Genomic DNA, 10,653 nt, shown 5'->3' with positions numbered 1-10,653 from the left:
GCGCCCCGTATTTATTGTATGTCCCCAGTTGTAGAGACGGGGCACGCCCCGTCTCCTCCCCTCGCGATGTTTGACAGTGATCTTATTTGTATATTTAGAATACTACCAGTCCGTGATGAGACGGGGCACGCCCCGTCTCTACAACAAAATAATAATCTGTTGGGTGATTGTTAGATATGTTTTTTCTTGTATCTACTTTGTTGTAGAGATGGGGTATGCTACGTCTCATCTCCTTAATATCCTTTTGGCTTTTTCTATTTTTAGGTGTACTTTGTTGTCCAGATGAATAAGAAGTTGTAATTTTGTGCTATTTGTAATAGCTAAGAACCTCATGGATATAGAAAAGAAAGAGAATAAAGAAGTAAATAAACTTTCGTTACTTATCGTAGCGGTTATCGTATTGATATTGATTATAGCCGGTGCCGGTTATTATATTTATCATCAAAAGCAACAAATGACAGATTTGGTGGAGACTTTTGATCTGGAGAAAGAAGCTCTGGAAGATGAATATAATGAGCTGTCTCTTCAGTATGAAGGGTATAAGTTTAGTGTGGGCAATGACTCCCTTGTTGCCTTATTATCTACGGAACAAGCGAAAGTACAACGTTTATTGGAAGAATTGCGTACAGTGAAGGCAACGAATGCCAAGGAAATAGCCCGCTTGAAAAAGGAGCTGAACACCTTGCGTAAAATCATGCGTAACTATGTTGTCCAGATCGATTCCTTGAATCGAGAGAATGAGCAGTTGAAAGTAGAGAAGAATGAAGCTGTCCAGAAATATCAACGAGCCACCTCTCAGGCCGCTACCTTAAAAAAGGAGAAGGAGAAACTGACCGAAAGAGTGACTTTAGCTAGCCGTTTGGATGCTACGGATATTAGTGTGACTCCAGTGAACTCCCGGGGTAAGTTGGCCAAGCGTATTAAGAAAATGCAGCAATTTGTTGTGACTTTCAAGATCGCGAAGAATATTACCGCTCCTGTCGGCGAGAAAATGATATATGTACGGATCATGAAACCGGATGATGATATTTTGGTGAAGAGTCGTGCGGATGTATTTGCCTTTGAAGGTAAGGAGATCAATTATTCTATGAAGAAAATGATAGAATATGAAGGAGAGGAAGTGGCTGTGACCATGTATTGGAATATCGAGGAATTTTTATCTCCGGGTACTTACCGTGTAGATATTTTCTCTGATGGTAATTTGATTGGCCAGAAGAAATTCTCTTTAGATGATTAAAGTATGAGATTATCTCCCGACTTTGAGAAGTTCCTGAATTTTATTCCGGAGATTTTGTCTCAAGATGAATCTTTCCTACAAGATCTGGAAAGTTGTACTCGAAGTGTGACGATCCGAAAGGGGGATTATTTGATTCGTACGGGAGAGTTGTGTCAGGATGCTTACTTTATTAATAAGGGGCTTTTTATCAATCAATATATTAATGAGAATGGGAATGAATGCGTGACGGGTTTTTCCTCGGATAGCATGTATCCTTTTGTCTCTACGATTGGCTATTTTACGCAAGCCCCTTCCGAGTTTGAGGTGAAGGCTATCGAGGATGGGGAATTACTTTGTTTCTCTAGAACGGATATCGAACGTTTGTCGTTGGGCTACCCTGCTTTTGCCGCTAGTTATCAGAATGTGATGTTAATGATCATTTCCAAACTCTATTCGATGTTCGCCGTTCGCCAAACCTGTAAGGCAGAAGAATTCCTGAAATATCTTTATACGAACCACCAATGGATAGTAAGCCGTGTTCCAGATAAGTATATTGCTCAATATATGGGAGTTAGTGATTCTTGGTATTGTAAGTTGAAGAAACGTATCCTTTCTTGAATTAGTTCAATTTTATATTCGTTTTAAACCTATACTTTTGTGCGGGTTTTTATATTTTTGTCACATAGGGTATATATGATGGCATTATAGGTAGGTTAAAACGATATAAAGATGAAACGAACTATCTTATTATTAGCGTTTGTAGTCACGGTGAGCTATATACATGCTCAGCAAATGTTGACGTTGGAAGAATGCCGGAATTTGGCGATCCAGAACAATAAGGAACTACAAATCTCAGGCGAAAAGGTCAAGATGGCGGATAATGAGAAAAAAGCCGCTTTTACCAAGTATTTTCCTCAATTATCGGCGAGTGGTACCTATATGTGGAACCAGAAAGATATAAATTTATTGGATGTGGGTGCCTTATCCTCATCCTTATCTTCGTCTTTAGGAGGTTTGACCCAGTTACCGATGTTCCAGCATTTGATGAGTGGGGTGAACGATATGCAACATTTGGATGTGCAGAATATCTGGGTGGGTAATGTATCGTTGGTGCAACCTGTATTCATGGGAGGAAAAATAGTCAATTATAACCAGATCGCTAAATTTGCGAAGCAGTTAGCGGAATCTATGAATAATTTGCAATTGCAAGACTTGATTTATAAGACAGATGAGACTTATTGGCAAGTCATATCTTTGGTAAATAAAAAGAAATTAGCAGACGCTTATGTGGATTTGCTCCGTAAAATGGATAGCGATGTGACCGCTATGATCCATGAGGGAATCGCAACCGAAGCGGATGGTCTTTCTGTTAAGGTAAAGCTGAATGAGGCAGAGATGGCGCAGACGAAAGTTGAGAATGGCTTGGCTTTAACCCGGATGCTCTTAGCGCAGATTTGCGGTCTGTCTTTAGATGGGGATTTATCGTTGGCAGATGAGAGACTGGATGATTTCCCGGTAGAGACAATAGAGGCCTCGGCAGATTTGAATGAGGCTTTCATGAATCGTAGTGAATTGAGAAGTTTGGATCTGGCGACGAAAATCTATAAGCGGAAAGAACGTATCGCCTTGGCAGAGATGTTGCCAAACGTTGCTTTAGCGGCGAATTATTTCATCACGAATCCGAATGTATTTAATGGTTTTAAAAATGATTTCGCCGGCATGTTTAATGTCGGGATTATGGTAAAAGTCCCACTGTCTGGTTGGTGGGAAGGAACTTATAAGCGTAACTCCGCGAAAGCGGAGACCCGTATAAAGACGTTGGAATGGCAGGATGCCTGCGAAAAAGTTGAGTTACAAGTAAATCAATCAGTCTATAAAGTGAATGAGGCCGGGAAGAAATTGATCGCTTCCTCCCGTAATATGGAAAATGCGGAAGAGAATTTGCGGCGTGCGAATCTTGGTTTTGAGGAAGGGGTTATCCCGGCCTTGAACTTGATGGAGGCACAGACGGCTTGGGTTTCTGCTCGCTCTAGTTTGATCGATGCGCAAATCGAGGTGAAGTTGACGGAGGTTTATCTAAGTAAGGCTTTGGGTAAGCTATCTGTAAATGAACAAGAGTAATAACAAATAAAAATATACACAGAGATGAACGAGAACAAGAAGTTTTCTATCAGTAACATGATGTTGGCTTTTATCACGGTATTGATCGTGATCGGGTTGGTTGCCTTGGCGGGCTTCTTCTTGCTTACACCGCCTGACGATATTATAATGGGGCAGGCCGAGGCCACTCAAGTCCGTATATCCGGTAAGGTTCCCGGACGTATCGCTTCTTATCGTTTCGGTGAGGGCGATCAGGTAAAAGCCGGAGATACATTGGTTTTTATAGATACACCTGAGGTTATGGCGAAGTTAAGGCAAGCGGAGGCTGCCCGTGCGGCGGCAGAGGCGCAAAACGCTAAGGCGATTAAGGGGGCTCGCGAGCAGGAGATCTCGGCCGCTTATGAGATGTGGCAAAAAGCCTTGGCCGGATTGAATATCGCCAAGAAATCTTTTGATCGTATCCGGAATTTATATGAGAAAGGAGTCATGTCCGCTCAAAAGAGAGACGAGGCGGAAGCTAATTATAACGCTATGGTAGCGACCGAGAAAGCTGCCCGCTCTCAATATGAGATGGCGAAGGAGGGCGCTCGTAAAGAGGATAAGGCCGCCGCCGCCGCTATGGTTGAACGTGCGGAAGGCGCTATCGCAGAAGTTGAGTCGTATGTGGGCGAGAGTGCTTTGGTAGCTCCGATTGACGGGGAGGTTTCAGAGCGGTTCCCGGAAATCGGAGAATTGGTTGGTACTGGCGCTCCGATCATGAATATCTCTGATTTGAATGATGTATGGGTGACTTTCAGTGTTCGTGAGGATCTGTTGAAAGATATCAAGATTGGCTCGGAGGTAAACGCTTTCATCCCGGCGTTGGGTGATCAGCAGGTGAGGTTGAAGGTGTATTATATGAAGGATATGGGTTCGTATGCCGCATGGAAAGCGACGAAGACAAATGGGCAGTATGACTCGAAGACTTTCGAGGTGCGTGCTCGTCCGTTGGAGAAAGTCGCTGATCTTCGTCCGGGAATGTCTGTAATCTTAAAGAAAAAAGGGAAAGAGATCATATGACCTATAAAGAAAGTTTGCATAGAATCTGGCTTATCGCGAGGCGTGAGGTACATCGGTTGGGAACTCAACCGATATACTTTTTCTGTATGCTGATCGCTCCGGCTATCTGTGTCATTTTCTTTGTATCCTTGATGCACGAAGGATTACCGACTGATCTGCCGGTAGCGGTGGTGGATATGGATAACTCCGCTACCTCACGTAATTTGATTCGTCAGCTGGATGCTTTTGAGCAGACAGAAGTGTATATGAAAACCATGTCGTTTTCTGAGGCTCGTCGGGAAATGCAGAAAGGGAATGTATATGGGATTTTTTACATACCGTCCGATTTTGAGGTGGAGGCTACTTCTGGAAAGCAGCCTGGGTTGTCTTTCTATACGAATGGAACTTACCTGATCGCCGCTTCCTTGTTGTTTCGGGATATGAAAACGATGTCGGTCTTGGCAGGTGCGGCTGTTGGCTTGCAAACCGGGCAAGCCAAGGGATACACTGAGGCACAGATCATGGGGCAGTTGCAACCGATCGTAATTGATACGCATCCGATTGGTAACCCTTGGCTGAATTATTCTGTATACTTGAATAATACGGTATTACCGGGTATAATCCAGTTGATGGTATTTCTGGTGACGGTATTCGGTATTGGTACGGAGATTAAATATTCGACATCCCGTAAATGGTTAAGCATGGGAGGAAATTCTATTGTTGTTAGTTTGCTGGGAAAACTATTGCCACAGACGGTTATTTTTACGGTCGTAGGTTTTATGTATTGTGCGGTGCTATATGGATTTGGTTCTTTTCCATTGAATAGCGGTTGGCTGCCAATGCTTTTGGCGATGTTTTTACTGGTTCTTTCCTCTCAGGCGGTAGGTGTGTTTATGATTGGCGTGTTGCCGACTCTCCGTCTGGGGCTTAGCTTTGCCAGCCTGTTCGGAATGATCTCGTTCTCCATTGTCGGATTCTCGTTCCCGGTACAAGGCATGGACCCGACGTTGCAAGCGCTGGCCCGTTTATTTCCTTTGCGGCATTATTTCTTGATTTATGTAGATCAAGCCTTGAATGGGCGGGAGTTATTTTATACGCTGGGTGAATATGCTTGGTTGTTGGGATTCTTGGTCTTGCCGTTCCTTATCGGACGGAACTTGAAAAGAGCATTGTTGGATTTCAAATATCTACCGTAAAAACTGTGTATGATGAAAAGGGAATATCGTTTACGATATATTATAAAGGAAGGTCTTCAGGATACGTTTTATATTTGGAAAGATGAATTGAGAAATGTATTTAAGGATACGGGGGTCATGATTTTCTTTTTCTTGGTTCCTTTTGTCTATCCTTTGCTTTATTCATTTATATATAATAACGAGGTCGTGCATGAGGCGAAAATGGTGGTGGTAGACCAAAGTGATTCTTATTTGAGTCGTGAGTTTACCAGACGGGTTAACGCTACGCCAGATGTGGAAATCGTGGGTGTTTGCGCGGATATGGCGGAAGCAAAGAAGATGCTGGACGAAAAGAAGGCCTACGGTATTTTACTTTTTCCCTCGGATTATAGCAAGGACTTACATGCAGGGCGACAGGCTACCGTTTCATTGTATTGCGATATGAGCGCCCTATTATTTTATAAGGCATTCCTTTTGTCTGCGACGGAGGTATCATTAGATATGGGTAAGGAGCTCCGGATGCACAATAATCCGTCCTCTTCGGATAAGATGGATCAGATTACGGTAGATCCGATTCCGTATGAGTCGGTAGCGTTATTTAATACCCAAAATGGTTTTGCCAGTTTCTTGGTACCGGCTATCTTGATCTTGGTGTTGCAACAGACATTGATATTGGGTATCGGGATGTTAGGGGGGACAGCTCGGGAAAAGAACCGTTTCCATAGCCTGGTTCCTGTTTGCCGGCATTTTAGTGGAACTCTGCGTATCGTGTTCGGAAAGTCGTTGACTTATCTTTTGCTGTATGTGGTAGTTTGCATCTGGGTATTGGCGGTAGTTCCTAGGTTGTTCTCTTTGCCGCAGCTTGGCGATCCGCTGACGATCTTGTTATTTTTGTTGCCTTACCTGTTTGGCTGCATTTTTATGTCGATGATGTTATCGGGATTTATGACCAGCCGCGAGTCGCCTATGCTGGTGTTCGTTTTCACGTCTGTCATTTTATTGTTTATCTCGGGAGTCTCTTGGCCGGAGGCATCCATTCCTCCATTCTGGAAAGCCGTGGGATATCTGTTTCCTTCTACTCCGGGTATCCAAGGATTTATCCGCATCAATACGACTGGTGCTTCCTTGTATGAGGTGGCGCATGAATATCGGGTATTATGGATTCAGGCGGGAATATATTTCATTTTGTCTTGCGTCATTTACCGCTACCAAATCATACGTAGCCGAAGGCTGATTATTAAGCAATATCAATATATGAAGATACAACGGATGATGCGAAAAGATAAATAACTTATTACACCCTTGTAATCCTGCGTTTATGGTATGCGTAAACGCAGGATTACAAGAATGTGATAAATGTATTATGCTAAAATTAGCCTTAGATTTTAACTTTCGGTTTATACATATCTTCAGCGGTCAAGCCGCATTCTTTCATCATGCGGATACTGTAAGATAAATCGCTGACATTTGGCGTCACGTTGTTGCTTCCAAACGTGAATTTAACGCCGGCAGCTTTCGCTTTCATAATGATAGCCTTATTCGGAATGTTGTAAAGCTCGTTGATCTCTAACGCTTTCCCGCTTTTAGCCAAGGCCTCGACGAAACGATTCATGCGGGCTTCCGTCCAGAACTCATCAAAACGCTTGTCCATTGGCGATGGTAAGAAACAGGGGTTTACATAGATATCTACCGGCTCTTCCAATACGGCGCAGATGCGATCCACGATCATGTCCATATATTCTTCCTCATTCTCGATCCATGTCTCTTCCGGAATCCATAGACGGGTACGACGGCCTTTATTGTCATTGAATGTCAACGCGTCCGTAAATACATAGTCGAACTCTTTTAGAATCTCTGGAGAGAAAGTAGTAATCCATTCACGCCCTTCCGCTTGCATGGCTAGGATGAAAGGTTGTGAGCGCATCTCGTTTAGGTAGTCCATGACTTGCTGGTCGTTTGTGATCGGGAAACCGATACCGCAGTTCGGTGCGATCGTATAATTGATGCCGGTCTTGCGGGATTGCTTGGCGGCGACTTCCTTGGTTAACCCGCCTTTTAAATGCACGTGATAATCTAATACGGGGAAATCCGATTGATGCAATTTAATGATCTCATCGTTTTGCTCATCATTAGCTTCTGCTAATTGTGAGTTGATATCGATGGTGGATTCATCGATTACGTTTACGGAGATATTCTTGATTTGGATCTCGCCGTCACCGCCACTCTCTATAGCAAATGTACCTTCCGATAACAGGGCGTAGGCGTTGGCTTCGTTGCGATATGGAGCGGCTGGCTGGATGTACTCTACAACCGGTTCTCCATTTATATTGACGTTGATTTCTTGTCCGGCTACCTGGATATCCATCTTGAACCATTGATCTTCTTTTACGAAACTTTTGGTTAAATTCCGTACGGAGACAAGGCTTCCTGTCATTTTCCACCAAACCTTATCAGCCCGGTCGTTATTGATGGCGATACGATATCCTTTTTTCAATGCAGGATCTGTGTGGAACCAGACAGCGCCTTTACCTCCTGGGGTAGTACGCAACTCGAGAGTTAGATCGAAGTTTTTGTATTTGCCGTTTTTTAATACGGCTAATGCGTCTGTTCCTTTCAAGGTCATTATGTTATCTTGAACGGAGACATCGCCTGTCATTTTCCATTTGTCACTGTCTTTGCCATCGAATAAGGTACCACTACCGGAAACACTACAGGCTGTGGTAAGGACAAAGAGAAGGCCCATCGCTAGAATTGATAATTTTTTCATGACATAAATGATTTAAGTAATAATATATCTTCCAAAGATAACGAAAATTAAAATACAATGTCATTTTTGAAGATTTTAACTTCCATAAAGATATAAACCTAAGAATATAGTCTTACTTTTGTAAAGATTCTCAATCAAACTTAATTAATAGTACTATGCAGAACAGACGTGATTTTTTGAAGCAAGCCTCTTTGATGCTTGCGGGTGGGTTGGTAGTTCCACAGTTGTTATCTTCTTGTGGCGGTAAATCAGGACAAGCTGCGGCTACAGCATCGGAGTCTTCCAAATATATCGGACTTCAATTGTATTCTTTAAGAGACCTTGTAAAAGAAGAGGGTATCCAGAAAGTATTGGAAACCGCCGCTAAGATGGGGTATAAGAATCTGGAGACAGCAAGCTATGATAATGGTAAGATTTACGGTTTAGCCCCTACGGAATTTAAGAAAATGGTTAATGACCTGGGTATGAAGTGTACGAGCGCTCACCTTGGACAGGCCTTTACGAAAGAGAAAGAAGCCGAGGTTATGAGTTGGTGGGATCAAGCGATCGAGGCTCATAATGAGTTAGGTGTTAAATATATGGTTCAACCGTGGATGCCGGTTAATGATAAGACTACATTGGATGATTTGAAGATGTATTGCGATTACTTCAATACTGTGGGCTATAAGGCCGCTGCCGCTAGTATCGCTTTCGGTTATCATAATCATGACTTCGAGTTCCGTAAGATTGATGATCAATTGATCTACGATTATTTATTGGATAACGTAAGCCCGAACCACGTATTCTTTGAGATGGATGTATATTGGGTGATGATGGGTGGTGGTGATCCTGTCGCTTATTTGAAGAACCGTCCGAGCCAGTTCAAGGCTATTCATATCAAGGACGAGAAGGAGATTGGAGCGAGCGGTAAGATGAATTTCAAGCCGATCTTCGATCAGATGTATGCTAATAACATAAAGGATTGGTATGTTGAGGTGGAACAATATACAAATAATGATCCGGTTGCCAGCGTACAGCAGAGCTATGATTTCTTGAATAAGGCAGATTATGTGAAGTAACCTGTTTGATGATAAAAGAAAAAGAGGCTGCTCAATAGTGAACCACACCCTAGAAATTAGGCAAAAACTTTTGGAATGCGGTTCAGATTGGATTGAGCGGCCTCTTTTTTTGTTCGCTTATTTTGAATATTCGTTTGCTTGCGTGGATCTTGCGAGCTTGATGATTTGTGCCCAGTCTTTAGCTAAACTTTTCATGTCTGGATATAGCAAATCAGCCCCTGCGTCTAGTAGTACTTGATCGGGGAGAGGTCCTGTATTTACGGCTATCGTAAAAATATTGGCAGACACGGCGGCTTCCACTCCCATGGGGGCATTTTCTACGACAAAGGCCTCGTTTGCCTGTGCCTGCGCTTTTTGAAGTCCCATTAGATAGGGTTCGGGATGAGGTTTACCGTATTTTACATCGAAAGCCGTGACCATTTTATCCCGGTCGAAATGCCCCGGATAAGTATGGTTTAGCTTATCGATCAAACTATGCTGGCCGGAGCCGGTGACAACTAATCGTTGTAATCCGGATGCTTCCACTTCTTTTAGTACCTCAGCGGCACCACCCATGGGGGAGCCGTCGTTGTATGTATTGAATAGGTCTGCTTTTTCTTTATAGATCGTTTGTTTTTCTTCTTCGGTAGCGTCTCGTTGGAAAGTACGTTGGTATAGTTCATTAATGGTACTTTCTCCGGTACGTCCTTCGAACATATAGAAGTCTTCCAGTTGGGAAGTTAACCGATGCCGGGTTGCTACCTCATACCATGCTTGCGCATGGAAGCGCATGGAGTCATATAATACACCATCCATATCGAAAAGAACTGCTTTTGGGGAAAGGGACGTTTGCCGATGTTTACGCAGATATCGGATAATCGCTTCTTGAATCATATTATTATTTTCTTAAAAACAATACAAAGGTACGTAATAAATTGGAATTATGTATGATCGTGTGGATTGCTTGATTCGTTCTTGCTTTACCAGAGTTATCTGTGGAGATTAACGCAAATAGCAGGATTAGGGATGGGGCGATTAGGATATTTACCGGATATTGGTTATCTTTACGAGACCCTATTGATTATATTTGAAGAAAGGGCTTGGTCCACTGGTTTATTATTGGGGGTTTACCAAAAAGATCGGTGCGAGAGGATGGTTTTAATGGGTATATTTTTTGATCCACCAAGGTGTACCCCTTAAAAAGAACCGATAAATCTATAATTATTCGGACAATTTGATAGATGCGTTGAAAAATAAGGGATACAATTTTTTCTCATGGCGAGAATCCGTTTATAAAAATGACGTAGTCCGGTGAGAACT

Annotated in this window: 9 protein-coding genes; 7 read left to right on the top strand and 2 right to left on the bottom strand. The window is 42.9% G+C overall.

Going from position 1 to position 10,653, the window contains the following annotated elements; all coding sequences use genetic code 11:
- Positions 1–331: 331 nt before the first annotated feature.
- The 6 genes from Q0110_RS17995 (at position 332) to Q0110_RS17970 (ending at position 6,819) form a co-directional block, all read left to right on the top strand.
- Positions 332–1,237 (top strand): hypothetical protein, encoded by a 906-nt coding sequence (locus tag Q0110_RS17995; protein ID WP_297909794.1) that lies wholly within the window; start codon positions 332–334, stop codon positions 1,235–1,237.
- Between the two features lie 3 nt (positions 1,238–1,240).
- On the top strand, positions 1,241–1,834 hold the full coding sequence (locus tag Q0110_RS17990; protein WP_297909791.1) for a cyclic nucleotide-binding domain-containing protein: 594 nt from the start codon (positions 1,241–1,243) through the stop codon (positions 1,832–1,834).
- 111 nt (positions 1,835–1,945) lie between these two features.
- Positions 1,946–3,337, top strand: a complete 1,392-nt coding sequence (locus Q0110_RS17985; RefSeq protein ID WP_297909788.1) for a TolC family protein — start codon at positions 1,946–1,948, stop codon at positions 3,335–3,337.
- A gap of 24 nt (positions 3,338–3,361) precedes the next feature.
- Positions 3,362–4,375, top strand: a complete 1,014-nt coding sequence (locus Q0110_RS17980; protein WP_297909785.1) for an HlyD family secretion protein — start codon at positions 3,362–3,364, stop codon at positions 4,373–4,375.
- Positions 4,372–5,550: an ABC transporter permease gene (locus Q0110_RS17975; RefSeq protein ID WP_297909782.1), complete on the top strand. Its 1,179-nt coding sequence runs from the start codon at positions 4,372–4,374 to the stop codon at positions 5,548–5,550. Before Q0110_RS17980 ends, Q0110_RS17975 begins: the two co-directional genes overlap by 4 nt.
- A gap of 12 nt (positions 5,551–5,562) precedes the next feature.
- Positions 5,563–6,819, top strand: a complete 1,257-nt coding sequence (locus Q0110_RS17970) for an ABC transporter permease (protein ID WP_297909798.1) — start codon at positions 5,563–5,565, stop codon at positions 6,817–6,819.
- A gap of 88 nt (positions 6,820–6,907) precedes the next feature.
- Here Q0110_RS17970 and Q0110_RS17965 read toward each other — a convergent pair whose 3' ends face one another.
- Positions 6,908–8,296 (bottom strand): DUF1080 domain-containing protein, encoded by a 1,389-nt coding sequence (locus tag Q0110_RS17965; RefSeq protein WP_297909779.1) that lies wholly within the window; start codon positions 8,294–8,296, stop codon positions 6,908–6,910.
- A 155-nt stretch (positions 8,297–8,451) separates the two neighbouring features.
- On the opposite strand from Q0110_RS17965, the gene Q0110_RS17960 reads away from it, so the two are divergent.
- Positions 8,452–9,354 (top strand): sugar phosphate isomerase/epimerase, encoded by a 903-nt coding sequence (locus tag Q0110_RS17960; protein WP_297909776.1) that lies wholly within the window; start codon positions 8,452–8,454, stop codon positions 9,352–9,354.
- A gap of 117 nt (positions 9,355–9,471) precedes the next feature.
- Here Q0110_RS17960 and Q0110_RS17955 read toward each other — a convergent pair whose 3' ends face one another.
- Positions 9,472–10,227: an HAD-IA family hydrolase gene (locus Q0110_RS17955; RefSeq protein WP_297909773.1), complete on the bottom strand. Its 756-nt coding sequence runs from the start codon at positions 10,225–10,227 to the stop codon at positions 9,472–9,474.
- Between the last annotated feature and the right edge of the window lie 426 nt (positions 10,228–10,653).

Source organism: uncultured Parabacteroides sp. (assembly GCF_947855115.1).
In the GTDB taxonomy this organism is placed as follows: Bacteria; Bacteroidota; Bacteroidia; order Bacteroidales; family Tannerellaceae; genus Parabacteroides.
Note: the sequence above shows the minus strand (reverse complement) of the source record. Positions and strands in the feature narration are given on the sequence as shown.